Source organism: Pseudomonas sp. 1152_12 (assembly GCF_052850675.1).
Genome location: NZ_VXCW01000002.1, coordinates 95,720 through 121,525, shown reverse-complemented (window position 1 = coordinate 121,525; position 25,806 = coordinate 95,720). Strand labels below are relative to the sequence as shown.

At 59.9% G+C, this 25,806-nt stretch carries 27 protein-coding genes; 5 read left to right on the top strand and 22 right to left on the bottom strand.

From position 1 onward, the window contains the following. The 12 genes from FW764_RS03245 to FW764_RS03190 form a co-directional block, all read right to left on the bottom strand. Positions 1-1,410 carry a circularly permuted type 2 ATP-grasp protein gene (locus tag FW764_RS03245; RefSeq protein WP_446432729.1) on the bottom strand — a complete coding sequence of 470 codons (1,410 nt, stop codon included), beginning with the start codon at positions 1,408-1,410 and terminating at the stop codon, positions 1-3. Between the two features lie 422 nt (positions 1,411-1,832). Continuing rightward, the gene (locus FW764_RS03240) at positions 1,833-2,174 is read right to left on the bottom strand and encodes a ribonuclease E inhibitor RraB (protein WP_003193463.1); all 342 of its coding nucleotides are present in this window, start codon (positions 2,172-2,174) and stop codon (positions 1,833-1,835) included. Positions 2,175-2,387: 213 nt separating this feature from the next. Further along, entirely contained in the window at positions 2,388-2,624 is a 237-nt protein-coding gene (locus FW764_RS03235; protein WP_446432728.1) for a hypothetical protein, read from the bottom strand. Between the two features lie 103 nt (positions 2,625-2,727). After that, positions 2,728-3,333, bottom strand: coding sequence for an START domain-containing protein (locus FW764_RS03230; RefSeq protein ID WP_446432727.1), 606 nt, complete (start codon positions 3,331-3,333; stop codon positions 2,728-2,730). A 54-nt stretch (positions 3,334-3,387) separates the two neighbouring features. Then, positions 3,388-3,642 carry a YkgJ family cysteine cluster protein gene (locus FW764_RS03225; RefSeq protein ID WP_446432726.1) on the bottom strand — a complete coding sequence of 85 codons (255 nt, stop codon included), beginning with the start codon at positions 3,640-3,642 and terminating at the stop codon, positions 3,388-3,390. Positions 3,643-3,804: 162 nt separating this feature from the next. Further along, positions 3,805-4,296: a translation initiation factor 2 gene (locus FW764_RS03220; protein ID WP_446432725.1), complete on the bottom strand. Its 492-nt coding sequence runs from the start codon at positions 4,294-4,296 to the stop codon at positions 3,805-3,807. Positions 4,297-4,400: 104 nt separating this feature from the next. Beyond that, positions 4,401-5,840: an aminotransferase-like domain-containing protein gene (locus tag FW764_RS03215; RefSeq protein WP_110622745.1), complete on the bottom strand. Its 1,440-nt coding sequence runs from the start codon at positions 5,838-5,840 to the stop codon at positions 4,401-4,403. A 271-nt stretch (positions 5,841-6,111) separates the two neighbouring features. Next, entirely contained in the window at positions 6,112-6,927 is an 816-nt protein-coding gene (locus FW764_RS03210) for an OmpA family protein (RefSeq protein ID WP_446432724.1), read from the bottom strand. Further along, on the bottom strand, positions 6,924-7,286 hold the full coding sequence (locus FW764_RS03205; RefSeq protein ID WP_446432723.1) for a DUF4398 domain-containing protein: 363 nt from the start codon (positions 7,284-7,286) through the stop codon (positions 6,924-6,926). Before FW764_RS03205 ends, FW764_RS03210 begins: the two co-directional genes overlap by 4 nt. A 9-nt stretch (positions 7,287-7,295) precedes the next feature. Beyond that, on the bottom strand, positions 7,296-8,105 hold the full coding sequence (locus FW764_RS03200) for a substrate-binding periplasmic protein (protein ID WP_446432722.1): 810 nt from the start codon (positions 8,103-8,105) through the stop codon (positions 7,296-7,298). An 81-nt stretch (positions 8,106-8,186) separates the two neighbouring features. Next, a complete protein-coding gene (locus FW764_RS03195; RefSeq protein WP_446432721.1) occupies positions 8,187-9,116 on the bottom strand; it encodes an electron transfer flavoprotein subunit alpha/FixB family protein in 930 nt (309 codons plus the stop codon). 2 nt (positions 9,117-9,118) lie between these two features. Beyond that, positions 9,119-9,868, bottom strand: a complete 750-nt coding sequence (locus FW764_RS03190; RefSeq protein ID WP_025857810.1) for an electron transfer flavoprotein subunit beta/FixA family protein — start codon at positions 9,866-9,868, stop codon at positions 9,119-9,121. Positions 9,869-10,389: 521 nt separating this feature from the next. Between FW764_RS03190 and FW764_RS03185 the strand changes: the two genes are divergently transcribed. Continuing rightward, positions 10,390-12,054, top strand: a complete 1,665-nt coding sequence (locus tag FW764_RS03185; protein WP_446432720.1) for an electron transfer flavoprotein-ubiquinone oxidoreductase — start codon at positions 10,390-10,392, stop codon at positions 12,052-12,054. Between the two features lie 206 nt (positions 12,055-12,260). Here the strand turns inward: FW764_RS03185 and FW764_RS03180 are convergent, their stop codons facing one another. Continuing rightward, positions 12,261-13,151, bottom strand: coding sequence for an AraC family transcriptional regulator N-terminal domain-containing protein (locus FW764_RS03180; protein ID WP_446432719.1), 891 nt, complete (start codon positions 13,149-13,151; stop codon positions 12,261-12,263). Positions 13,152-13,333: 182 nt separating this feature from the next. On the opposite strand from FW764_RS03180, the gene FW764_RS03175 reads away from it, so the two are divergent. Continuing rightward, positions 13,334-14,386, top strand: coding sequence for an NAD(P)-dependent alcohol dehydrogenase (locus tag FW764_RS03175; RefSeq protein WP_307417785.1), 1,053 nt, complete (start codon positions 13,334-13,336; stop codon positions 14,384-14,386). On the opposite strand, the gene FW764_RS03170 is transcribed toward FW764_RS03175, so the two are convergent. From FW764_RS03170 to FW764_RS03145, 6 genes are all read right to left on the bottom strand, one after another. Further along, entirely contained in the window at positions 14,387-15,190 is an 804-nt protein-coding gene (locus FW764_RS03170) for an IclR family transcriptional regulator (RefSeq protein ID WP_446432718.1), read from the bottom strand. It abuts the gene before it with no gap. A 133-nt stretch (positions 15,191-15,323) separates the two neighbouring features. Continuing rightward, the gene (araH, locus tag FW764_RS03165; protein WP_446432717.1) at positions 15,324-16,289 is read right to left on the bottom strand and encodes an L-arabinose ABC transporter permease AraH; all 966 of its coding nucleotides are present in this window, start codon (positions 16,287-16,289) and stop codon (positions 15,324-15,326) included. Positions 16,290-16,306: 17 nt separating this feature from the next. Beyond that, a complete protein-coding gene (gene araG / locus FW764_RS03160; protein WP_446432716.1) occupies positions 16,307-17,806 on the bottom strand; it encodes an L-arabinose ABC transporter ATP-binding protein AraG in 1,500 nt (499 codons plus the stop codon). Next, positions 17,803-18,783, bottom strand: a complete 981-nt coding sequence (locus FW764_RS03155) for a substrate-binding domain-containing protein (RefSeq protein WP_446432715.1) — start codon at positions 18,781-18,783, stop codon at positions 17,803-17,805. Before FW764_RS03155 ends, araG begins: the two co-directional genes overlap by 4 nt. A gap of 32 nt (positions 18,784-18,815) precedes the next feature. After that, positions 18,816-19,637, bottom strand: a complete 822-nt coding sequence (locus FW764_RS03150) for an SDR family oxidoreductase (protein WP_446432714.1) — start codon at positions 19,635-19,637, stop codon at positions 18,816-18,818. Between the two features lie 237 nt (positions 19,638-19,874). Beyond that, positions 19,875-20,354: an N-acetyltransferase family protein gene (locus tag FW764_RS03145; RefSeq protein WP_446432713.1), complete on the bottom strand. Its 480-nt coding sequence runs from the start codon at positions 20,352-20,354 to the stop codon at positions 19,875-19,877. Positions 20,355-20,543: 189 nt separating this feature from the next. Between FW764_RS03145 and FW764_RS03140 the strand changes: the two genes are divergently transcribed. The 3 genes from FW764_RS03140 to FW764_RS03130 all read left to right on the top strand — a co-directional run bounded on the left by FW764_RS03140 (position 20,544) and on the right by FW764_RS03130 (position 22,488). Then, positions 20,544-21,740 carry an MFS transporter gene (locus FW764_RS03140; protein WP_446432712.1) on the top strand — a complete coding sequence of 399 codons (1,197 nt, stop codon included), beginning with the start codon at positions 20,544-20,546 and terminating at the stop codon, positions 21,738-21,740. Between the two features lie 85 nt (positions 21,741-21,825). Then, the gene (locus tag FW764_RS03135; RefSeq protein WP_446432711.1) at positions 21,826-22,170 is read left to right on the top strand and encodes a hypothetical protein; all 345 of its coding nucleotides are present in this window, start codon (positions 21,826-21,828) and stop codon (positions 22,168-22,170) included. 51 nt (positions 22,171-22,221) lie between these two features. Continuing rightward, the gene (locus tag FW764_RS03130; RefSeq protein ID WP_446432710.1) at positions 22,222-22,488 is read left to right on the top strand and encodes a hypothetical protein; all 267 of its coding nucleotides are present in this window, start codon (positions 22,222-22,224) and stop codon (positions 22,486-22,488) included. A 136-nt stretch (positions 22,489-22,624) separates the two neighbouring features. Here FW764_RS03130 and FW764_RS03125 read toward each other — a convergent pair whose 3' ends face one another. From FW764_RS03125 to FW764_RS03115, 3 genes are read right to left on the bottom strand one after another with little or no spacing between them, the layout of a single operon-like run. After that, positions 22,625-23,353 (bottom strand): class I SAM-dependent methyltransferase, encoded by a 729-nt coding sequence (locus tag FW764_RS03125; RefSeq protein WP_446432709.1) that lies wholly within the window; start codon positions 23,351-23,353, stop codon positions 22,625-22,627. A gap of 25 nt (positions 23,354-23,378) precedes the next feature. Next, positions 23,379-24,296, bottom strand: coding sequence for a PfkB family carbohydrate kinase (locus tag FW764_RS03120; RefSeq protein ID WP_446432708.1), 918 nt, complete (start codon positions 24,294-24,296; stop codon positions 23,379-23,381). Further along, on the bottom strand, positions 24,289-25,755 hold the full coding sequence (locus FW764_RS03115) for a purine-cytosine permease family protein (protein ID WP_446432707.1): 1,467 nt from the start codon (positions 25,753-25,755) through the stop codon (positions 24,289-24,291). The genes FW764_RS03120 and FW764_RS03115 overlap by 8 nt, the downstream gene beginning before the upstream one ends. Between the last annotated feature and the right edge of the window lie 51 nt (positions 25,756-25,806).

The window sequence follows — 25,806 nt, the reverse complement described above, 5'->3', positions numbered from 1 at the left end:
TCAATCCTCCACCACCCAAGTGTCTTTGGTGCCGCCCCCCTGGGACGAATTGACCACCAGCGAACCTTCGCGCAGGGCCACGCGGGTCAAACCGCCGGGGACTACGCGGGTTTCTTTGCCGGACAACACGAACGGCCGCAGGTCGATATGACGCGGTGCGATGCCGTTTTCGACGAACGTCGGGCAAGTGGATAAACACAGGGTCGGCTGGGCGATATAGGCATGGGGCTTGGCCTTGATACGGGCGCGAAAGGCTTCGATCTCCGCGTGGGTGGACGCTGGACCGACCAGCATGCCGTAGCCGCCGGAACCTTGGGTTTCCTTGACCACCAGGTCTGGCAGGTTGGCCAGCACATGGGACAGTTCATCGGGCTTGCGGCATTGGAACGTGGGCACGTTCTGCAGGATCGGCGCTTCATCCAAGTAAAAACGGATCATTTCGGTGACGAAGGGGTACACCGATTTGTCATCCGCCACCCCGGTGCCAATCGCGTTGGCCAGCACCACATTACCCGAGCGATACGCCGCCAGCAGGCCAGGCACGCCGAGCATGGAGTCCGGGTTGAAGGCCAGCGGGTCGAGGAACGCGTCGTCGAGGCGACGGTAGATCACATCGACCGCCTTGGGCCCGTCGGTGGTGCGCATGAACACGCGATCATCACGCACGAACAGGTCGGCGCCTTCCACCAGTTCCACGCCCATCTCCCTGGCCAGAAAGGCATGCTCGAAAAATGCGCTGTTAAAGCGCCCCGGCGTCAGCACCACCACGCTGGGGTTATCGAGCGGGCTTGCGCTTTTGAGAGTGTCGAGCAGCAGGTTGGGGTAGTGGTCGATTGGCGCTATGCGCTGGGCAGCGAACAGTTCGGGGAACATGCGCATCATCATCTTGCGGTCTTCGAGCATATAGCTGACGCCGCTGGGCGTGCGCAAGTTGTCTTCGAGCACGTAGTAGGTGCCGTCCCCATCGCGTACGAGGTCGACTCCGGAGATGTGGGAATACAGATCACGGTGCAGGTTCAGGCCCTGCATGGCCAGTTGGTATTGTTCGTTGGCCAGCACCTGTTCGGCGGGAATGATCCCGGCCTTGATGATGCGTTGCTCGTGGTACAGGTCGGCGAGAAACATGTTCAGCGCCTTGACCCGTTGGATGCAGCCGCGCTCCACAATCCGCCACTCGCTCGCCGGAATGCTGCGCGGGATGGTGTCGAACGGAATCAGGCGTTCGGTGCCCTGCTCGTCCCCGTAAAGGGTAAAAGTGATCCCGGCGCGGTGGAACAGCAAATCGGCTTCGCGCCGGCGCTGAGCCAGCAGTTCGGCCGGGGTTTCGGCCAACCAGCGGGCGAACTCGCGGTAATGGGGGCGGATCTGCCCTGCCCCGTCGTACATTTCATCGTAATAAGTGCGGGTCATGCCGTACTCCTTGTCACCCGGGCACTTGAACTGTCGCAAAGCCCGTGCCATCGGCATAAAAACTTAAAAATCAGTGAGTTGAATTACCATCCTGATCTATACGCACCGTCCTGGTGCGCATAATGCCCGCCGCCGTGTGCCGCGCTTCATCACAATGCGGGCTCTGACTATCAACAGCATAGTCAGAGTTGATTTCACTGCCTGGCCACGCCTGAGGATAATCACCCCCATCGGCTGAACAGGACACTTCCTACATCTTCAGCGAACCGCTCTTCCCTTTAGGCCACCCTCTTTGGGTGGCTTTTTTTGGGTGCGAGAAAACACGCTGCAAGCTCCGAGCGTTTTCCTGGCGCACAAACAAAATCGGCCGACCCAAAGGTCAGCCGATACGCTGCGTTTCTCATTCTGCTCTGTGCAGTGAATTACATCGGTAACCCACGCACCTCCTGCTTGACGCCCCATCCCTCGATGATCCCACCCAAAGGCTCGACCACCGCTTCAAAGTCTTGCTCGAAGTCTCCTATGCCGTCGTAGGTTGCGAACATGATTTTGCTCAGTTCCAGGTACCAGGCGCCGTCATCGCGCGCGCTGACCTGGGCATTCAGGGATTCCCCACGAAATCGACCCGCAGCCCTGCGCGCCCGTTCCTCATCCGGGAATATGGCGTAGAACTCAATGGGGTGAAAACGTGAAAAGTCAAAGCCGCCCTCTTTCATGCGGCGCAGTACGTTGGTGCTGATGTCTTCTTGATAGGCTGTGCTCATGAAACGTCCTCCTCAAACCGATGGATAGACTTTCCGTGCTTCCCGAAGACCGCGCCTTGCTGGCGCCGGTGCTACGGCATTAACGACACCGTGGGAAAACAAGCATGTAGCTGACAAGACCAGACCTTAGCGATTCATTCGCTGATCTCACTTGCAGAGTAGCGCGAAGCTATCACCTCCACCAGAGGCGCTTGAAGGGCATACCAGGAATGTTCAGGCGGCAGGCGATATGTCGAGGATTTGAATGCTGTTCTGGTCTTTCAGAATTTTGACCGTAGGCTCGGGTTTGCGGCCTTCCAGGTCATTGAGGTCAAGTTCGGCCGCCACGGGCACCAGCTTGTTGCGAATCATGTGCGCCGCATCTTCGAGGCTGGGCTTCTGGTCGCAGCTGAACTGCTCGGCGGACTTTACGCCGTGATCATCAACGAAGGTAATCTGCCACTTTTGCATCGGTGCCTCCTCGATAAAACCCGTGTGTGGGCTTACAACTATCTGGACCTTGAGGGCTCGGCAAACGTTCCACTCATGTCCGGAGGCACCGGATCAACTGCGCTTATTTTTCAGCGTGTTCTTTCAAGGCTTTCAAGGTGTTGAACGGCGCGTCCACCACAAACTTGTTGGCCAGCCACGATGGCACGCTGCCGCCTGGCTCGGTGTGCACCTGGTAGGTCACTTCGGTCTGGTTGTCGCCTTTGGGCACCAGTTTCCAATAACCGTCTACCTGGGCCACTCGCACGTAACCTTTGACTTCCGGCTGGTAGGTCGGCACTTCCAGCAGTTTGCGCGTCACGCTGCCATCGGCGGCCTTGGAGGTGGTGATTTCGAGGATCGAATCACGGTCGCTCACCGGGAACGGAGCCTTGAACTGGGTGTAGGTCCAGCTCTTGTCGCCTTCGGTCTTGAGCAATTTTTGCGATTTGCATTCGTGGATCCAGGAGCAGGCACCGGCCACGTCTTCCTGCAGAGCCAGGATCTTGGCAACCGGCGCCTTGATCAAGGTGACACCGCGATACGCCTTGTATTTGGAATTGGCAATTTCGCTCAGGGACACCTTGATACCGTCCTCGTCCTTGGCGACTTGCCAATCCTCAGCCTGGGCAGTGGCAGCAAACAACACCGTAAAACCGCACAGCACAGCCATTCGTTTCAGCGAACCCATTGTTGTATTCCTTGTTGTCGAAGTTCTGAAAGTAAGTTTCGATAATAAAGCCCATCAAGCCGCCGTCATCTGCTCCCACCAGCCGATCAACCGGATCGCGTCGGCCTGGTCGTTGCCACAGACATCCAGATCTGCCTTGAAATCACTGCACACCGCTGGGCGTTCCGGTTGACCAAACAGCTGGCATAGCTGTTCGACCGACAGGTGCAGGCAGCGTTCGCCCGCCGGTTTGCCATGGGGCATGCCCGGCAACGGCGAACTGATGGAGGGGGCAATGCAGCATGCGCCACAGCCTTCACGGCATTTCATGACCAGCAGGTCCTCGACGGCTCAATAGGGACGGCCGGGCTAGAGTACGCCCTTAAACAGCCGTTTTAAAATGGTCCAACAGGGGTTTTTCGCACAAAACGAAAGTGACTGACCAGTCTGCGACAGATGGTCGGCGGGCGACGTCACCTTTGCGGTGAAAAATTATTGCTTGAATTCGAAATCCAGCGCGGCGCCTTCGATATCGCGCCGCTCTTCGTTGCGCAGCTGCAGCTTCATCTCGTTGCTGAGCAAGCGCCCGTTGATCTGGAACGCGCTGTTGTCGGAGGGCTTTTCATCAAACATAGGCGGCAGCAGCGGCACACTCTTGGGTTGAGGCATAGTACCGATAGGCTGCAAGTGCCTGACCATGTCCGACGGTAGGGACAGATCCAACTTTGCCGGTGGCAGCTTGGTTTGTGCCACGTCATGAGCCGATTTGGACTTGCTCGCAATGGGGGCGCGTTTTTTAACCGCAGCGGCTTTCTTCTTGGCTGCCGGGGCTTTCTTAGCGGGTGTGTGTTTTTTTGCAGGTGTTTTCTGTTCGGCACTGGCAGCGGGCTTGGCTTGCGTCAGGGGCTGAGCCGCCAGCACGGTGCCGACGCTACACAGGCTTAACAGTCCAATCACTACAGCAGTACGAAAAGTAGAAGTCATATCGCCAACAGCTTTAACGGCAGAGGGCCATATGCTCGCTTGTTGTGCGCGGCAAGACAAGCCTGATGATCAGCCCGCTATCGTTACTGTCCCCTTTGCCCACTTCAAAATCCGGCGGCGGTTTCCTGGCACAACTGGCTCGCCAGCATCCCCAACGTCATCAGTGCCCGCTCTGCCTCGCGGTTCCACGGCGTGCCGCAGTTGAGGCGAATACAGTGGTTGAACTGTTCCGTGTTACTGAAGATTACCCCCGGTGCAATGCTGATGCCCTGCTGGAGTGCGCGCACGTGCAGTTCCTGGGTATTGACCCGCCCAGGCAAGCTGACCCACAAAATAAAGCCGCCGGTCGGGCGCGTCATCTGTGTGCCTTCCGGAAAGTACTGCTGCACGGCCAACTGGAACGCACTGAGGTTCTTGCGGTATTCCTGGCGGATGTAACGCAGGTGCCGGTCGTAACCACCGTTCTCCAAGTACGCCGCGACGCCCATCTGGGTGACGCTGCAGGCCGAGTGGGTGCTGAACATCTGTAGCCGCTGGATTTCCTGCTGATACTTGCCAGCGATCATCCAACCGATGCGCACGCCGGGGGATAACGTTTTGGAAAAACTTGAGCAGTAGATCACCCGGTCCAGTCGGTCATAGGCTTTCAACGCCTTGGTGCGGCCCAGTTCGAACATCAGCTCGCCGTAGATATCGTCTTCGACGATCTGGATATCGAAATCCGAGGCCAGGCGCAGCAACTGTTTCTGCCGCTCCTCGGGCATGGTCGCGCCCAGGGGATTGCTCAGGCGCGTGGTCAGTACCAACGCCTTGATCGACCATTGGTTGGCTGCCAGTTGCAGGGCCTCAAGGCTCATGCCGGTGGACGGGTCGCTGGGGATCTCGATAACTTTGAGACCGAGCAAGTCGGCCAACTGCAGCAAGCCGTAATAGGTGGGGGATTCGGCGGCGATCAAGTCGCCCGGGCGGGTCAGCACGCGCAACGACATCTGCAACGCATCGACACAGCCGTGAGTGATCACCACTTCAGACGGGTCCACCACAACGCCGGCATCGCGCATGCGAATCGCCACTTGGCGCCGCAGCGGCTCAAAACCGGGGCTGAACATGTAACTGAATGCCCGTGGGCTCTGGAAGCGCGTGACCTTGGCCAACTGCTGGTGCAGTGCGCGTACCGGCAAGTAATCGACACTCGGCACGGCTGCGCCTAACGGGAACACGCCTTCGCGGCGCGATTCGACCAAGACTTGCTGGATGATACTGCTGCGGGTGACCAACCCAGGGCGTTCGACCCGTGCGATGTCCGGCGTCGGCGCCGTCAACGCAGGCGTCTGGTGCACGTAATAGCCCGACTGCGGCCGCGCTCGGATCAGCCCCTGGTCTTCCAGGTTGGCGTAGGCCTGCAACACCGTGGCGTGGCTGACGTTGAGCTGAGAGCTCATTTTGCGCACCGAGGGTACGCGCTCACCGGGTTGATAGACACCCCGGCGGATGTCTTCAGCCAGTTGCTGGGCGATACGTTGGTAGAGCAACAGATTGGTCATGACGCAGCACTCGATTTCACGGGTATTTTATTTTTGTGTGAAACATACCGGCACAGTTTAGAAGTGTACGGGGACAGTTGCCACAATAGTCGAGCGCGGGCGGCAGTGATAGAAAAAACTGTAGGGGTTGCAGAACAGAATTGCGGGCGTACAGCGAATGAAATGCGGGAGGGGGCTTGCTCCCGATAGTGGCGAATCAGTCACCCACTCATTGACTGACACACTGCTGTCGGGAGCAAGCCCCCTCCCACAACTGGATCGGCAGCAGGCTTTAGCGCGCGGCGCCTAGCTGGCCCTTCTCATCGGAAAACACAATTTCCACCCGACGGTTCTGCGCGCGGCCACGTTCGGAGGCGTTGGCTTCGACCGGGTACTGGTCGCCATAGCCCTCGACCTGAATACGTTTTTCGTCGATGCCCAGGTCCATCAGTACGTCGGCCACCGATTGCGCGCGGTCGCGGGACAGTTTTAGGTTTTCCTGCTCGCCACCGGTGTTGTCGGCGTAGCCCTCGATACGCACCACGCGCTTGGGGTTCAACTGCAAGAACTGCACGATCTTCAGCACGGTGCGGTTGGCCGAGTTTTCCAGCTCTGCCTCACCGGTGTCGAACAGCACGTCGCCCAAGGTCATCACCAGGCCGCGATTGGTCTGGGTGGTGGTCAGGCTGGCGATTTGCTCTTCGAGCCATTTGCCCTGCTGCTGCACACTGGCGAGTTTGTTTTCACGCAGGGCCAGTTGCAGGCGTTGACGCTCCAGTTCGAGCTTGGCGGCGCGCTCGGCATTGAGCCCCTGCTCGGTATGTTCGCGGGCAATCGCACTGTAACGCTGGCTGAGGTAGGCATAGTGCACCACGTCGGCACCGCTGCCCCAGTAGCTGGACAAGCGATCGGCGCGGGCCAGGGATTCACCGGCGCGAATCACATCCTTGGGCGCGAAGCGCAACACGTTGGCGTCTTCCTTGACCGCCTGGAAGTCATTGCCGGCCTGTTGCAACGCCTGCTCACTATTGGCCTGGCTGGCGCAACCACCCAGTGCGGCGCTACTGAGCAGCAACACACAGCTCACACCACGGATCATCGGGCTCATTGGGCTTCTCCCAACTGCAATTGCTTGCGCAGGCGGGTGATACGGGTGTTGAGCACGTTCAGTTGCTCCTGGCTTTTTTGCGTCAGGACCTTGGCTTCAGCGAGGCGCGCGTCCAGCTCCGCCTGTTCGGCGCGCATGCGCGCATGCTTGTAGGACTCGTCGGCCATGTCGCCCTTGGCCCTGGCGAACGTGTCTTCGGCCAGTTTCAGTTCAGGCGAATCGTCGGTGCTGGCACCCACGGCGCGGGCTTGTTCCAGCGCTTGCTGGGTGAGGCGTATTTGTTCATTCGGCGCAGGATCGGCTGCACATCCCGCCAAAGCGACCACGGCGAGGGCCGCGAAAAGAGGTCGAATAGTCACTGTAGATCCTTACTTTGCTGGGGTGCCGACAGGTTGCTGCAATTGCGCTTTCCAGCGCTCGAGGTTGCGCTGCGTCGCTGCTTGCATCACGCCGGACGCGGGCAATTCTGTCATCTTTTTGGCTAGCTGTCCGCGCAGCCACGGATCATTGCAGGCGGAGTTGTGGGAAATCGCCAGGTACAGACCCGGCTGATCGACGGGGTCTTCGCGCGCGACCAGGTCATTGCTCATGCCCAAGGTCTGGGCCATGGCCATGCCGGAATAACGCCCGGCGAGCACATAGTCCACTTCCCCCAGCAACAGTTTCTGGAAGGCGGGTGTGAGGCTGGGCAGGCGTTGCAGGCTCAGTTGCTGGCCGGCGAACGCTGCGAAGTCGGCACTCAAGCGTGCACGTTCCGAGACCGCGCCCTTGTAGCCGTGCAGGTCGGCGGCCACGGTAAAGACCAGCGCCGAATCCTTGCGTGTCCAGACCAGATAGTCGAGTTGCACCAGCGCCGGGTGGATGTAGTCGAGGGTTTCCAGTTCGCCCAGGTTCAGCGGCGTATCGGCGAGGATGTCCATGCGCCCGCTGCGCACTTCATCCAGGGCCTGGGAGCGTTTGCCGCCGTAGAGCAGGTCGATTTTCAGCCCCAGGTCCTTGCCCACTTGTTGTAACACATCAGCAGTGGCGCCGATCAGGTGCGTCGGGTCTTGAGGGTCGCGCCATAGCAAGGGCGGTGCGTCCGGGCTGCCAGTGATCACCAGGCGCTCACATTTGCCAGCGGCCAGTACCAGGCTCGGCAGCAGCGATACAACCAACAATAGAGGACGCAGATCCATGGCGGTTTCTCCAGGTAAAAAAGCGCGCAAAAAAAAAGCCCGGTCATTAAGACCGGGCTCTTTATAAGTGAAGCCGCTGGATTAGACCAGCTTCTCCAGCTCAGGTACGGCTTCGAACAAGTCCGCAACCAGGCCGTAATCAGCCACCTGGAAGATCGGTGCTTCTTCGTCCTTGTTGATCGCAACGATCACTTTGGAGTCTTTCATACCAGCCAAGTGCTGGATGGCGCCGGAGATACCGACGGCGATGTACAGCTGTGGCGCAACGATTTTGCCGGTCTGGCCGACCTGCATGTCGTTGGGCACGAAACCTGCGTCGACGGCCGCGCGGGAAGCGCCGACCGCCGCGCCCAGCTTGTCGGCCAGGGCGTACAGGTGCTTGAAGTTGTCACCGTTCTGCATGCCACGACCGCCGGAAACGACGATCTTGGCAGCGGTCAGCTCAGGACGGTCCGACTTGGCCAGCTCTTCGCCAACAAAGCTGGAAGTGCCAGCGTCGTGGGCAGCGGAAACAGCCTCAACGGCAGCCGAACCACCTTCGGCGGCTACTGGGTCGAAACCGGTGGCGCGTACGGTGATGACTTTGACCGAAGCGTTCGACTGTACGGTGGCGATGGCGTTACCGGCGTAGATCGGGCGCTTGAAGGTGTCGGCGCTTTCAACCGAGATGATCTCGGAGATCTGGTCAACGTCCAGCTGCGCGGCAACGCGTGGCAGGATGTTTTTGCCGTTGGACGTGGCGGCAGCCAGGATGTGGCTGTAGCCAGCGCCCAGCTCTGCAACCAGAGGGGCAACGTTTTCCGGCAGTTGGTGAGCGTAAGCGGCGTTGTCGGCCAGCAGTACTTTGCTCACGCCCGCGATTTTCGCAGCGGCTTCAGCCACGGCGCCAGCGCCCTGGCCGGCTACCAGCAGGTGAATATCGCCACCGATTTTCGTAGCGGCAGCCACGGTGTTCAGGGTGGCCGGGGCCAGCACTTTGTTGTCGTGTTCTGCGATTACCAAGATAGTCATTTTTAGATTACCTTCGCTTCGTTTTTCAGTTTCTCGACCAGTTCAGCCACCGACTTGACCTTGATGCCCGCGCTACGTGCAGCCGGTGCTTCAACCTTGACGGTCTTGTTGGTAGAGGCGGTAGAAACGCCCAAAGCTTCTGGAGTAACCGACTCAAGCGGCTTCTTCTTGGCTTTCATGATGTTTGGCAGGGACGCGTAGCGCGGCTCGTTCAAACGCAGATCGGTGGTCACGATGGCCGGCAGTTTCAGCGAAACTGTTTGTGCGCCGCCGTCGATTTCACGGGTAACAGCTACGCTGTCGCCGCTCACTTCGACTTTGGAGGCGAAGGTGCCCTGGCCGTAACCGGTCAGCGCAGCCAGCATTTGGCCAGTTTGGTTGTTGTCGCTGTCGATCGCTTGTTTGCCGAGGATCACCAGTTGAGGCTGTTCCTTGTCGACAACGGCTTTAAGCAACTTGGCAACGGCCAGAGAGGTCAGCTCTTCAGCCGACTCAACCAGGATGGCGCGGTCGGCGCCCAGTGCCAGGGCAGTACGCAGCTGCTCTTGAGCAGTGGCAGGACCGATGGAAACCACGACGATTTCAGTCGCCACGCCTTTCTCTTTCAGGCGTACAGCTTCTTCCACAGCGATTTCGCAGAAAGGGTTCATCGACATCTTGACGTTAGCGAGGTCGACGCCGGAATTGTCCGCTTTGACGCGAACTTTCACGTTGTAATCGACAACGCGTTTGACAGCTACAAGAACCTTCATGGATTCCTCGTTACTCTCCGGTGAAAAGAAAGTCGCCTAGGCGAACCTGGCGGTTGATGCTCATCGGCACACAAGGGCACCTCCAAAAACCTCGGCGGATGACACAGCGATGGGAAAATGATGACCGTTCGTCAGGGGTGACTGAGAGGTCATTCTTTATCGCAGCGTGTAAACTGCGCGCCATCGCTTGGGTGCGCGTCACCTGTCTTGCTTTTGGACGTGCTCTTGAAACCTGCGGTATGCCTACGGTATGCGCAAAACCGACCGTATATTGACCGGAACGCCTATTCTGGTCAATACGCCAAAATAGCCAGTCATAAGCCGTGTCTCTTTGATTTACCTAGCCTGCGGGCAATTCAAACAAACGTTTGTATTGGACGCTGGCAGTGGTGTAGATATAATGCGCCACCTAGAGAGAAAGGTGGGTCACCTCTGCCGCGAATGCAGCGATGATTAACACGACACCGAACCTCCACCCATTAGAAAAAAAAGCCTGTTGAGCCTTGAGTAGGAGATAGCCTGTGGAACGCGAATACATGGAATTCGACGTGGTCATCGTCGGCGCTGGCCCGGCAGGCCTGTCTGCCGCCTGCCGACTGAAGCAGAAGGCCGCCGAAGCCGGTAAAGAAATCAGCGTCTGCGTGGTCGAGAAAGGCTCCGAAGTCGGTGCGCACATTCTCTCCGGTGCCGTGTTTGAACCACGCGCCCTGAACGAACTGTTCCCGGACTGGAAAGCACTCGGCGCCCCGCTCAACACCCCCGTGGTGCGCGATGACATCTATGTACTGCGCAGCGCCGACACCTCCACCAAGGTTCCCGACTTCTTTGTGCCCAAGACCATGCACAATGAAGGCAACTACATCATCTCCCTCGGCAACCTGTGCCGCTGGCTGGCCCAACAGGCCGAAAACCTGGGCGTGGAAGTCTACCCAGGCTTCGCCGCCCAGGAAGCGCTGTTCGACGAAAACGGCGTGGTCCGAGGGATCATCACCGGTGACCTCGGCGTCGACCGCGAAGGCAATCCGAAAGAAGGCGTCTACACCCCAGGCATGGAGCTGCGTGGCAAGTACACACTGTTCGCCGAAGGGTGCCGTGGCCACATCGGCAAGCAACTGATCCAGCGCTTCAACCTGGACAGCGACGCCGACGCCCAGCACTACGGCATCGGCCTGAAGGAAATCTGGGAAATCGACCCGGCCAAGCATCAGCCAGGTCTGGTGGTACACACCGCCGGTTGGCCGCTGGACATCATGAGCAACGAGAACACCGGCGGTTCTTTCCTGTATCACCTGGAAAACAACCAAGTGGTCGTAGGCCTGATCGTCGACCTGTCCTACAGCAACACCTTCCTGTCGCCGTTCGATGAATTCCAGCGCCTCAAGCATCACCCGGTTCTGGCTCAATACCTGGAAGGCGGCAAGCGCATCAGCTACGGCGCCCGTGCCCTGGCCAAAGGCGGCATCAACTCGTTGCCGAAGATGGTATTCAAGGGCGGTGCATTGATTGGCTGTGACCTGGGCACCATGAACGTGGCCAAGATCAAAGGCAGCCACACGGCCATGAAGTCCGGCATGCTCGCGGCAGATGCCGTGGCCGAGCGCCTGTTTGCCGAATCCGAAGGCGGCGACGAGTTGACCAACTACGTCGACGGTTTCAAAGCCAGCTGGCTCTACGAAGAGCTGTTCGCCAGCCGTAACTTCGGCCCGGCGATGCACAAGTTCGGCCCGATCATCGGCGCCGGCTTCAACTGGTTCGACCAGAACATCCTCGGCGGCAAAATGCCGTTCACCCTGCACGACACCAAGCCGGACTACGCGTGCCTGAAGCTCGCCAAGGACAGCACGAAGATCGACTACCCCAAGCCCGACGGCAAGCTGAGCTTCGACAAGCTGAGCTCGGTGTTCATCTCCGGTACCAACCATGAAGAAGAACAGCCGTGCCACTTGAAGTTGAAAGACCCAAGCATCCCGATCGGCACCAACCTGCCGCTCTACGACGAACCGGCGCAGCGCTACTGCCCGGCCGGCGTGTATGAAGTGATCACCAAGGAAGACGGCGAGAAGCGCTTCCAGATCAACGCCCAGAACTGCGTGCACTGCAAGACCTGCGACATCAAGGACCCTTCGCAGAACATCACCTGGGTAACGCCGGAAGGCGCGGGTGGGCCGACTTATCCGAATATGTAAGTCGATTGCTTGACCTGAAAGGCTCCCAGACGGGGGCCTTTTTTGTGGCCGGCATAAATCGAAGGTGGGACCTGCTTTCTGTGGGAGCCGGGCTTGCCCGCGCTGCAGGCGACTCGGTCTGTCAGTAAAACTCAGCTGATGCCATCGCAGCGGTGCGGCGATCCGACAAGCCAGCTCCCACATTGACCGAGTTGTATCAACAGAACCTAGGCCGCACGCTCCTCACCCGGATTACGCAGGAAGTAGCGCTTATATTCCCGACTGAACTGCGACGTACTCTGATACCCCACGCTGTGCGCCGCCTGCGCCACGCTCAGGCCGTCCACCAGCAGTAACTGCTGAGCCTTGAGCAAGCGCAGACGCTTCAGGTACTGCACCGGCGACAACAACGTGCAGCGCTTGAAGTGCTCATGAAAGGTCGAGGCACTCATGTGCGCATAACCCGCCAGCGTCTCGATGTTCAGCGGCTCGGCGTAATGGGCATGCAGGTGATTCAACGACGTGGCGATCCGTGAAAACTGCCCCTGCTGCTCCACCAATGCGCGCAGCACATCGGCCTGCGGCCCACGCAAGGCGGTGAACAATAACTCGCGCACCCGCGCCGGGCCCATGATCCGGCTTTCCAGCGGATCGTGCAGGCACTGCAACAGCCGCTCGACGCAACCGCGCATGGCGTCATCCAACACCACCGAACTCATCGACGCCAGGGTCTGCGCGGTAGGCGGCGGCCCTGCCTGAATGCCCATGGCCATGACCAATTCGCCCAGCACCACGCGGTCGATGCCTACCGTCACGCCATACAGCGGCGCATTCGGCAAGGCAAAGGTCTCACACTCGAACGGCACCGGCATCGCCTGGATCAAGTAATGCCCAGCGCCATACTCCAGCGTACGTGGGCCCAGGTACGCGACTTTGCTGCCCTGAGCGACGATCATCAGGCTCGGCTCATAGATCTGCGGCCCACGCGCCACGTCGCAACTGGCGCGCAAGACCTTCACACCCGGCAGGTGGGTCGGGGAAAAACCGTCGCGTGGCGTAAGCCCTTTTATCAAGGCCACCAGCGTGGCGTTGGCGTCGAGATGGCGGGTCAACAACATGGCAAAAAACTTCGCGAAAAAGGGATGAGAGCATCATCGCAGGTCTTGGGGCAGATGAATCCAATCCAGGGGCACCGCCGGACGAATAGGCATGAGGTTCGGAGCAATCGCCATGGCCGAGGCAGGGGGTGGCGCGGAGAATGGCCCGCCTTACCTGTCACTGCTTTTGCGAGGTTTTCACCATGTACACCGCCATCGGTTATGCCGCCCAGTCGGCGACCACTCCCCTCGCCCCCATGTCCTTCGAACGCCGCAGCCCGCGTGCCGATGACGTGGCCATCGAGATTCTCTACTGCGGCGTGTGCCACTCCGACATCCACCAGGCGCGCAACGAATGGGGCATTGCCGTGTACCCGTTGATGCCGGGCCACGAGATCGTCGGCAAAGTCACCGCCGTCGGCGCCAGCGTTACCGCCCACAAAGTCGGCGACCTGGTCGGCGTAGGCTGCATGGTTGATTCGTGCCGTCATTGCGACGCCTGCCATGCGGACCTGGAGCAATACTGCCTCGAAGGCCCGACCATGACCTATGCCACCCCGGACCGGGTCGATGGCAGCAACACCATGGGCGGCTACTCCGACAGCATCGTGGTCAGCGAACATTTCGTGGTGAAGATCCCAGCCAAACTCGACCTGGCCAGCGCCGCGCCGATCCTGTGTGCAGGCATCACCACCTACTCGCCGCTCAAGCACTACGGCGTGAAAGCGGGCGATAAGGTCGGCGTGCTGGGCATGGGCGGCCTGGGCCACATGGGCATCAAGTTCGCCAAGGCGATGGGCGCGCAAGTAACGTTGTTCACCCGCTCTGCGAGCAAAGCAGAAGAAGGCCGTCGCCAGGGTGCCGATCACGTAATCGTGTCCACCGACGCCGAGCAGATGAAAGCTGCCGCTGGCAGCTTCGACTTCCTGCTGGACACCATTCCGGTGCAGCACGATCTGAACCCCTACCTCGACGTGCTGCGCTTTGACGGCGTGCACATCCTGGTCGGCCTGATCGAGCCGGTCGATCCGCCGGTCAACGCCGCCAAGCTGGTATTGGGGCGTAAAGTGCTGGCCGGCTCGTTGATCGGCGGCATTGCCGAAACCCAGGAAGTCCTGGATTTCTGCGCCGAGCATGGCATCACCTGCGACATCGAAATGCTCGACATCCGCCAGATCAACGAGGCCTACACCCGTATGATCGCCGGTGATGTGAAGTACCGCTTTGTCATCGACATGGCGACCTTGAAGGCCTGATCAGGCTTTCGCGCCCAACTCCGCTGACAGCCGAGCCGCGACCTGTTTGACCACAGGAATCAGCTCGGCCATCTTCGTAAGCGGCATGTAGGGCACGGTACTGGCGATGCTGATGCCGGCGACGATTCGCTGGCTCGCATCGCGCACCGGTGCCGCTACACAACGGATCGACGGTTCATTGTCTTCCAGATCGAACGCATAACCGCCCACTACGTATTCGCGCATGCGCTGCTCGAACTGTGCCCAGGATTGCTCCGGGTGCTGCGGCCACTGCTGGCTCTTGCCACCGGCCGGCAGGCTGGCTTCATACAAGCGCTGCCACTCTTGCACCGAGTCATCCAGCAACATTGCCTTGCCCACACCCGTGCGCGCCAGCGGCATGCGATGGCCAACCCGAGAACGCATTTCCGGGCCGTTGCGGCCGGGGTTCTTGTGCAGATAAAGCACATCGTCGTATTCGCGAATCGCCAAATGGATGGTGTCACCGGTCAGCGCCGACAGCTCATCCAGATACGGCACCGCGAGGCTCACCAGGGGCAGTTCTTCGCGTGCCTGAAAGCCCAGTTCAATCAGCTTCGGCCCCAGCAGGTAACCGACTTGCGGCACCACGCGCAGATAACGCTCTTCCACCAGGCAACTGGCCAGGCGGTGGGTGGTGCTGCGGGTCGTGCCGATGCGCTTGGCGATCTCTTTCAAGTCGCGCGCACCGGCCGCCACTGCGTGCACCACGCCCAGACCACGCAGCAGGGTCTGGGTGCCGGTGGGCGCGGCGTCTTTGACGGGAGTGTGGGCGTTTTCCTGCATATCGGGCCTATTGGGAAGTACGAAAACGGCGCCATTATGGCAAATGCTGAACCTCAATACAGTGGAGATCCAAATGTGGGAGCGGGCTTGCTCGCTCCCACATTGGATTTTCAGTGTTGTTGAGACCGGGCTTCTAGCGTTGCTTCATACGGTCGATAATCACCGCCAGCAACAGGATCGAACCGCGGATCACGTACTGATAAAAGGTGTCGATGTTCTTCAGGTTCATCGCGTTCTCAATAATCGCCAAAATCAACACTCCGGCAATCACATGGCGGATCATGCCGATGCCGCCGCTCAGCGAGACACCGCCCAACACACAGGCAGAAATTACCGTCAGCTCGAAACCTTGCCCAATCATCGGCTGGCCGGAGGTCATGCGCGAGGCGAGGATCACCCCGGCCAACGCGCCGATCAAACCATGTACGGCAAAGATGATGATCTTGGTGCGATCAACATTCACCCCGGCCAGCAACGCCGCTTCCTGGTTACCGCCGATGGCCATGGTGTTGCGCCCGTAGGTGGTGTAGTTGAGCAGCCAGCCGAAGAACACGAAACACAGCACGGTGATGATGATCGGCACCGGCACGCCCAGCAGTTGGCCGTTACCGAACACGAAGAAGCGCTCGTCCATCACGCCGACGGCCTTGCCGTTGGAGAAGATATAGGCCAGGCCACGCACGATCTGCATGGTCGCCAAGGTGGCAATCAACGCATTGATGCGCAGTTTGGCGATGACAATACCGTTGATCAGCCCCACCACCAGCCCCATGGCCAAGGCCGCCGACACGCCGAGCACCACGCTGTCGGTGTCACGAATCACAATCCCCGCCACCACGCCGGCACAGGCAATCACCGAGCCCACCGACAAGTCGAAGTGCCCCGACGCCAGGCAGAACAACATGGTGCACGCGGCAATGCCGACCGTGGAAATCGCCAGGCCGAGGCCACGCATGTTCAGCGGCGAAAGGAAGTTGTCGATAAACAGCGCGCTGAGCACAAAGATGCTCAACGCGGCGAGCAGCATCACCCAATCATCCAGAAACTTGCGTTGGTTGAAACCCGGCCAGAAGCTTTTTGCAGTTTTTATTTGCGACATCATTCACCTCGAATTCTTCAAGCCCGCGTACGCGGAAGTGCCAGTTGCAATAGCTGTGCTTCATCCGCTTGATCGCGGTTCAACTCGCCGGTCAGCACGCCTTCGCTCATCACCATGATCCGGTCGGAGATGCCCATCACTTCCATCAGGTCGCTGGACACTACGATCACCGCAATGCCACTGGCCGCCAGGTTGTGGATGATCTGGTAGATCTCCGACTTGGCGCCGATGTCGATGCCACGGGTCGGTTCATCGAGCAGCAGCACCTTCATTGGCATCGACAGCCAGCGGCCGAGAATGGCTTTCTGTTGGTTGCCGCCGGACAGGTACATGATTTTCTGCTCGGCGTTCGGCGTTTTGACTTTCATTGCCTTGATTTGCTGGTCGGCGTTGCCCTTCTCCCAGCCTTCACGCAAGAGCCAGCCAAAGGTGGAATGGGCACCACGTGCACTGATATTAATGTTCTCAGCCACGCTGGACAGCGGGATGATGCCTTCCTTTTTGCGGTCTTCCGGGCACAGCAGCAGGCCCGCATCGATGGCGTCACGCGGCGAGCGCAGCTGCAGGCTTTCACCAAAAAGCTGCAACTGCCCGGCCGTGGAGCGGGTCAATCCGCTCAGCAGCCGAAACAACTCAGTACGACCTGCGCCAACCAACCCGAACACACCGAGAATCTCGCCCTTGTGCACCTCAAGGCTGACCGCTTCGCGCAAGCCCGGGCCAAGCAAGCCCTCGACTTTGAGCGCCACCTCGCCACGTTCACGCGGGCGATAGTCGTAGATGTCCTGAATGTCGCGGCCGACCATGCAGGTCACCAACTGGTCGTGAGTCAGCGTGGCCATGTCGTCAAAGGTGCGTACGAAGCGGCCATCCTTGAACACCGTCACTGCATCGCAAATACGGAACACCTCTTCCATGCGATGCGACACGTACAGCACCACTTTGCCCTCGTCACGCAGGCGCGTGATGATCGCCATCAAGCGGTCGATTTCCCGTGCCGACAAACTGCTGGTGGGCTCGTCGAAGGCAATCACATGGGCGCCACGGGACAGCGCCTTGGCGATTTCCACCAGTTGACGCTGGCCCAGCGACAGCCGGCCGAGTTTCTCCTGCGGGTCGATTTCATCCGCCAGACCTTTAAGACACGCCAGCGCCTGCTTGCGCAGCAGGCCGCCGTTCACCACGCCGAAACGCGACGGCAAATGCCCGAGGAACAGGTTCTCGGCCACGGTCATTTCCGGCACCAGGTGCAGCTCCTGGTGAATCACCGCGACGCCGTTGGCAATACTGTCGGCGGCAGACTTGAAGTCCATGGTCTGCTCACCGATCTGCACTGTGCCGCTGCTCGGAATGTAGGCGCCGCCGAGAATTTTCAGCAGGGTCGATTTGCCCGCGCCGTTCTCGCCCATCAGCGCATGTACCGAATGCGGCCGCGCTTCAAAGCTGATCTGAGCCAAGGCTTTGACCCCGGGAAATTCCTTGCCGATGCCGTTGAAACGCAAGGCCGCGCCGGTCATTTCCACAGACCGATTTTGCTCAACTCTTCCTTGAAGTTGGCGCGGGTGATCAGGGTTACGTTATCCAGGGCGGTGAACTTGGCCGGCTCAGTGCCTTTAGTTACCCACTCAAACATCGCCGTAGCGGTTTTGTAGCCGGAGGCATCCGGGCTGAGCAGCATCGAACCGTAGAAACCGGTGTCTGATCTCTTAAGCTCTTCGATAGCATCGGTGCCGTTGATGCCGACGCCGATCACGTTGGCCGCCTTGAACCCGGCGCTTTCGGTGGCGCGTACGCCGCCCAACACGGTGCTGTCGTTCATGCCGCCGATGATCAGGTTTTTCGCGGTGCCCGGCAGTTTTACCAGCGCCGAGTTGGTGGAGTCCATGCTGCCCGGCACGTCGAGGGTTTTCTGTGCGCTGAACAGGATGTGGTCGGCGGGCAAGCCCGCGGCCTTGAGGCCTTCTACCGAACCGTCGGTGCGCTTCTTGCCAGTTTCCAGCTCGTCAAAGGTGTTGATGACGGCGTAGGTTTCCTTCCAGTCCCAATTACGCTGCTTGGCTTCGGCGGCCATGGCTTCGCCTTGTTTCTGGCCGATCTTGTAGGCGTCCAGGCCGACATAAGGCACGTCCTCCATGGGCTTGCCCTTGGCATCGACAAAACGGTCATCGACTGCCAGCACTTTCAAACCATTGCGCTTGGCCTTGGCCATAATAGCCGGGCCAAGGGACACATCCGGCGGGCAGATCACAAAGCCTTTGGCGCCGCTGGCAGCGAGGGTGTCGATAGCGGTCAAGGTTTTCTCACCATCCGGCACGGCAATCTTGATCACGGTGAAGCCCTGGTCCTTGCCAGCTTTTTCGGCGAAGGCCCATTCGGTCTGGAACCACGGTTCTTCAGCCTGTTTGACCAGGAAGCCGATCTTCACTTCTTCGGCGCAGACGAACCCGCTGAAGGCCATCGTGAGCGCCAGGGCGCCGAGTGTTTTCTTGAACATGAACCACCTCCTTCTTGTTATTGGAAACGTTTTTAGTCGTGGTACATCACAGAACGCCCGCCATCGATCATCAGGCAGGTTGCATTGATAAAAGGCGCCTCGTCGGTCGCCAGGAACAGCGCTGACATCGCCACCTCGACCGGCTGGCCGATACGCTTGGGCGGGTGCAGGTCAAACGCACGCTGACGCTCGGCGTGAGGGTCAGGGAAACCGTTCCAGTAATCGACGTTGAGCTGAGTTTCGATATAGCCCGGCGCGATGGCATTCACACGGATACCCTTGGGCGCGTACTCGATGCCCAGGGCGCGGGTCAGGCCGAGCAGGCCGTGCTTGGCGACGGGATAGGGAAAGCAGCCGGGGATGATGTGGCTGGAATGGGTGGAAGCGATGTTGATGATGTTGCCGATGCCCTGTTCGATCATATGCGGCAGCACCGTACGGCAACCGAACCAGGCACCGTCGAGGTCGATGGCGAAGCAGCGGCGCCAGTCTTCGTCAGTCATTTCCAGCGGGTCACGGAACACATTGACCCCGGCGCAGTTGACCAATACATCCACGCGGCCAAAGCGCTCGATGGCGAGGTTGACCAGCGTCTTCCATTGCTCTTGGGAGGTTATATCGACGGCTTGCGCGATGATCTCGGCGCCGCGTTCACGCCAGTGGGCGGCGACTTTTTCGACCTTTTCACCCTGGATATCCGCGACCACCAGACGTGCCTGCTGGGCCTGGAAGCAGGCGACGATCGCCTCGCCTATGCCTTGGGCGGCGCCGGTGATGATCACCACTTTGTTCTTCAGCCGCTCGCCGTAGGTGGGCTCGGGCACGGCGGGTAATGACAACGGTTGGGGCTGCATCGCTTCACCTGTTTTATTTTTGGTAGTGAGTGCTGATGCTGGCGACTATAAACCCATCATTTGAAACATCTCAATATATAAATTTGCATCCCATATAGTGAAACAAAATCAAAAAAATGTGAGCGCGTGCTTGCCTGCGATGACGGTGGATCAGTCGGCACATGTGCTACTGACAGACCGCATTCGCGAGTAAGCCCGCTCTCACATTTGATCTTCGGTGTTCTTGGAAGGGTGGATTCAGCCCTGGGCAAAATCGCGCAGCGCATCACCTTCCATGCGGTAACGCACCCATTCTTCCTGCGGTTGCGCGCCAATGGACTTGTAGAAAGCAATCGCCGGTTCGTTCCAGTCCAGCACGCTCCACTCGAAACGCCCGCAGCCGTTGTCGCAGGCGATCTTCGCCAGGTGGCGCAGCAATTTCTTGCCCGCCCCGCCACCACGTTGCTCGGGGTGGATGTACAAGTCTTCGAGGTACAGGCAATTGCTGCCCAGCCACGTCGAGTAGCTGAAAAAGAACACCGCAAAGCCAATCGGCAAACCATCCCGCGAACAGATCAGGCCATGGGCGGTGGCGCCCTCGCTGAACAGGCTGCGCTCGATGTCCACCACACTGGCGATCACTTCATGCCGGGCCTTTTCGTACTCGGCAAGCTCAGTGATGAAGGTCAGGATCTGCACAGCATCGCTGGGCACGGCGGGGCGAATCTCGATGGTCATGGGCGAGCCTTGGGCAATTTCAAAGGCCACATACTAAGGCGCTTTGATGACTGCTTGCAGTGCAATTTCGTGGACAGCAGCGCGTTTTACTCCGTCGAACAGTAATCCGAGCACCACCAACCACAGAACAATTCGCTTGGCCTCGCGTGGTAAACAGAGGGCACAAATCCAACAATTCGAGACTTGCTCATGCACTCCCCGTCTACGGTGGGCGCGAAGACCTTCGCCCTGTTCTGCCTCGCCAGCTTCCTGCTATCACTGTCCTACGGCTCGACGTTCCTGCTGTCGCTGCTGATTCATTCGCGCGGCGGCAATGAGCACGACGCTGGCAGTGTGATTTCCATGGCGATGCTCAGCACCTTCGTGGCAGTGGTGTTCTCCGGGCATTTGGCCGATGCATTGGGCGCGGCGCGAGCCATTGCGGGGATGGGCGTGTTGCTGGTGGTGGCCTCCCTGGGTTTTGCAATTGTGCCGGGGTTTGGCCAAGGCTTAATGCTGTTCGGGCTGGCCCTGGGGTTGGGCTGGGGCGTGTTCTATACCTTGGGCCCAATCATCGTGAGCCTGTTGGTGGAGCCCCAGCAGCGTGCCAAGTACTTTGCCCTGCTGTCTGGCAGCATGTTGAGCGGGATCGGTTCCGGCCCGCTGCTGGGGCGTGCTGCCACTGCGCTGGACCTGCCCCTGACGACGGCGTTCTACCTCGCCGGGTTCGCCAGCCTGGCGGGTGTGGGGCTGTTCTGGCGCATGGGCGCTCAACTCAAGCAGGACGCGAATGTACCGGCCTCAAGGATTTCCTGGGCCGCCAGCCGTCAAGTGCTGTCCTCTAAGGCGGGGTTTGCAATCTTGATGGTCGGCCTGGGAGGGTGTGTGTTTGGCGGGCTTTCATCGTTTCAGACCAGTTACGCGGCCGCGCACGGGTTGGACTATTCGCTGTTCTTCGCGGGGTTCCTGAGTGCGGCGATCACCAGCCGCCTGTTGATCGCAGGCTTGGTCGTCAAGCGTGATGCCTACCGGGCTGCCTGTGTGTTGTCCGGGATCATGCTCGGGGCCATCGCACTGTTTGCGTTTGGCGTGAGCGGTAATCTCAGCTACTTGCTGGCCGCTGCCACGCTGGGGGTTGGATACGGCCTCACGTATTCGGTGATCAATGGGTTGGTAGCCAACGAAGCGCCAGCCGGAACCACGTCACAAGCGCTGCTGCTGTTCAGCCTGGCGTACTTTGTCGGCGTGTTCGGGTTTCCCTGGCTGGCGGGCAAGATCATCGTCGATTTCGGCATGCCCGTGCTAATGCTCAGCCTATTAGTCATCGCCGCGTTGAACTGGATGATCACCGTAGCCCGCCTAATCAGGCGCCACTTTTCAGCACATAAAACTTTACAGGCGACCTAATACCGTTCGTCGCCGTTCAGGCACAAACACGCAAGCCGGGCGGACCAATGCAGGGTAAGGACATTAATCATATGGAGACACCCTCATGAAGAATTCCACGTTTGCCGCCCTCGCCCTCACCGGCCTGTTGTCTGCCGCTTCGCTGAGCGCATTCGCGGCCACCTCGTCTACTGGCAAGACCGATCCGGTCGGCAGTCCGCCAAGCCCTGCGACTCAAGAATCGCAAGACTCCATGGGCACCGGCCTCGACACCAATGGTGGCGCGATCGTCCAACCCGGGGCTGACCCTCGCACCCAGGGCAATGACACCCAACGCCAGGCGCCCGCTGCGGTCGGCAACGGCAAAATGGGGCCGAGTGTCAACCAGCCAAAAATCAACACCGGTGACGACTCCAACCTCCCTGGCTCGCCAAAACAAACTACGCCTTGATCCAACGAATGCAAGACAAACACCCGATCATTTCCCAGTGAAGAGGTACGCATGAACGTCGATAGAAACCTTGAGAAAGAAGTCCTCACCCGCCTGCTGCACGCCCACCCTAACGGCCTGGGCAAGGAGGTGCTGGATAACTACCGCGGCGAGAAGGAGGTGGCCAGTGTCTTGGCGTTCCTGCAGGACCGTGGTTTTATCAAGGATGGGCATGTGACCACCGACGACGCCGGTGAATATTCGTTGAATCTACCGATCAAGCTAACCGCCTCGGGTGTTGACGAGGCGCGCAAGCTGGAAGGTGAACGCTCTCAGTGATCCGTTTTGTCTGGCCTGGCCCGTTGATTGAAGCGCTGCGCAAAGCGGGCTAACTCCGATCTTCCAGCCACTACAAAACTAATGTGGGAGCGGGCTTGCTCGCTCCCACAGTTTGATTTGTGCTGCACACCTTAAATCAACGCTGAGCCGACACCAGCAGCATCATGGGGCGCTCTTGCTCTTCCGCCAGCTCGGGCCGCGCAATCAGGTCCGCCTCGCTTGGCCCCCACTCTTGCACGTGGCTCAGCGTAAACCCCGTTTGAATCAACAGATTCAGCAACGTGCCCATCGTACGATGCTGCTTGATCACACCATCGGCCAGCCAGTTAGTCACCCGTGGCCCTTCCAACTGATAGCCATCCACCGGCCAACTTTTGCGGCCTTGATCATCCACCCGCCAACCTGGGTTGCGCGGCGCCATGAAGATCGGGTGTTCGATGGAAAACACCAGCCGCCCACCGGGCACCAGCGCCTGGTGTATGCGCTCGAACAGGCCTTTGAGGTCGACGATGTAATGGAAGGCCAGGGCGCTATAGGCCAGGTCGAATGCGCCGGCAGGCAGGTTGAGCTGTTCCAGGTCGGCGATTGCATAAGTGATGGTTGGCGCAGAGGTCATCTCTTTGGCCCGCGCCAGCATCTTGTGCGACACGTCCAGCCCGAGCACCTGCGCAACGCCCTGTTCCTCGGCCCAGCGGCTGAACCAGCCGTAGCCACAGCCGAGGTCCACTACCTTCAGGCCGCGCATCGGCGGCAGCAGTGCCTGCAAGGCAGGCCACTCCGGCGCACCGGCCAGGCCTTCGACCGAACGGCCCATCTTGCTGTAGCCCTCGAAGAAGGCCTGGGTGTCGTAGATATTCTGGGTCATGGGCTCATTCCGTGCTGAGAGGGCCCTATTCTGCCAATAACGCATCCACTTCGTCAGTACCCGGTGACGTCGCCGGCCCCCAGCGTGTCACCGCCAAGGCCGCGGCTGCATTCGCGCGACGCGCTGCTTGCGAAGGTTGCAACCCCTCGGCCAACCCCGCAAGAAACACACCGGCATGGGCATCGCCCGCACCGTTGCTGTCCACCGCTGTCATCTTGAAACCCGGCACATGCTCGGCCTTGCCCTGGCGGCTGACCCAGCACCCATTCGGCCCGTCGCGCACCACCAACAGTGCCTCAACTGGCAGGTGTCGATTAAGTTCGAGCAGCGCATCGGCCAACGTACTTGCCCCAGTAAACGCCAGGGCTTCGGGGCCATTGCTGGTCCAGATGTCGATGCGCGGCAGCAAGGCAATCATCAATGCCGAATCCGGAGCCTTGACCAGCGGCCCCGGGTCGAACACCACCGTGATTTCGCGCGGCAACGCTAGCAACCAATCGAGCAATGCCTGGGCCTTGCCCTCGAGCAACAGGCTGTAGCCGCTGACGTACACATAGTCGTCCGCGCGCGGCACCACGCGGGCCAAATCCTCGGCGCTCAAATCCCCTTCAGCGCCGATATGCGAAATGAACGTGCGCTCGGTGGTGGCTTCGGTCAGCGACACACACAAACCGGTGTCTTTGCCGTCGCTGGCTGCCTGCACCACTTCCACGCCTTCCGCCCGCATCGCTGCGCGCGCCAGGTCGCCAAAGCGGCCGTTGCCATGCCGGCCGAGGTAAACCACCGGTAGACCATTACGCCGGGCAGCGGCCATTACGTTGAAACCACCGCCAGCTTCGAAACTGGCGGATTGCGCCAGTACGTCGCCGCCCGTCGCAGGCAGTGTGTCGAGGGCCATGACCAGGTCGACGATGACCTGGCCGGTATGCAGCAATCTAGACATTAGGGCTCTCGACTGATGCTGTACGACGGTCAGCGGCGCCGCCCAGTACTGCATAAATCCCACCGGCCACCAGCAAGGTGACAATCCAGCCCAGGCCGTTATGGCCCAGCCACGAGTCGGACAACGGCCCGGCGAACCAGATGTTTTCGGCGGTGGTGCCGATGGTGGTGAAGCAAAAACCCAGCACAATCGCTATCGCCCAGGCGCCGAATGCACGCCATTCCACACCGCCGCGATACCAGTAGGCGCTGCTGGGGCTCACGTCCAGCAGGTCTTTGGCGCTGTAGTAGTGACGGTGAATCAAGTCGACCACGAAGATGCCGACCCACGCGGTGATCGGCACAGCCAGCAGCGAGATGAAGGTGATGAACGGACCGTAGAAGCTGTCGGCGATCAGCATGAAGTAAATCGAGCCAGCAAAGATCGCCACGATGTCGACGATCACCGCGTGCACACGCTTGACCTTCAAACCGAGGGTCAAGGTGGTGAGACCGGCCGAGTACACCGAGAGGTTGTTGGAAAGCAGCAGCCCGCCAAACGCGGTGATCAGATACGGCACGGCCATCCAGGTCGGCAGCATGTCGCGGATTGCGATGATCGGGTCAGTCGCCGAGGCCAGGTCGTTGTTACCCACCGACAGCAGGCCACCGAGAGTGATCAGCAGCACCAACGGAATGCCTGCACCAAACGCGGCGGAAGCCACCAGGCGCACGGCCTTCACGCTGCGGTGCTGATAGCGCGACATGTCAGCACCGGCGTTGGCCCAGCCGATGCCCGTGCCGGCGGCCATGGTACCGACGCCGATGATCATCGCGCTCAGCGGCGCCGGCGTCGCATTGAACACTGCGCTCCAGTCGATGGTGGCGCAGAGGAAGCCGCCCACCAAGATGTTAAGCGCGCCGAACACGTAGGTGGCCCATTTCTGGATGACCAACAGGGTGGCGTGGCCGAGACCGGAAACGGACAGGGTCAGCAGCACGAAAATGGCGATGAAGATCAGCGTCAGAACGGGTGCGCTTTTTGCCTCGACCGGCGAGCCGAACAGGATCGAACACAACGACAGCAGCACAAACGCGGCGGTGGTGGTGTTGACGGTTTCCCAGCCCAGGCGCGACATCAGCGACACAAGGGTCGGGCCGATATTGCCACGCACACCGAAGATCGCGCGCGACAGCGTCAGGCTCGGTGCACGCCCGCGACGGCCAGCAATCGAGATGATGCCCACCACGGCGAAAGAACCGGCGGCGCCGAGGATCGCGACGATAATGGCCTGCCAGATCGCCAGGCCACGAAAGGCCACGAGGGTCGCACCGAGCGGCAGACCGAGGATGCTGATATTGGCCGCGAACCACACCCAGAACAGCTGCAGCGGATGGCCGTTGCACTCGCCTTCAGGGACCGGTTCGATACCGCGTGTTTCCAATTGCCCGGCGCTTTGGCCGCTAGACGGCGTGCTCATGAAGGGGTGCTCCTGATGCCTGTATTGTTGTGGTTGTGGCAGATAGTCAAA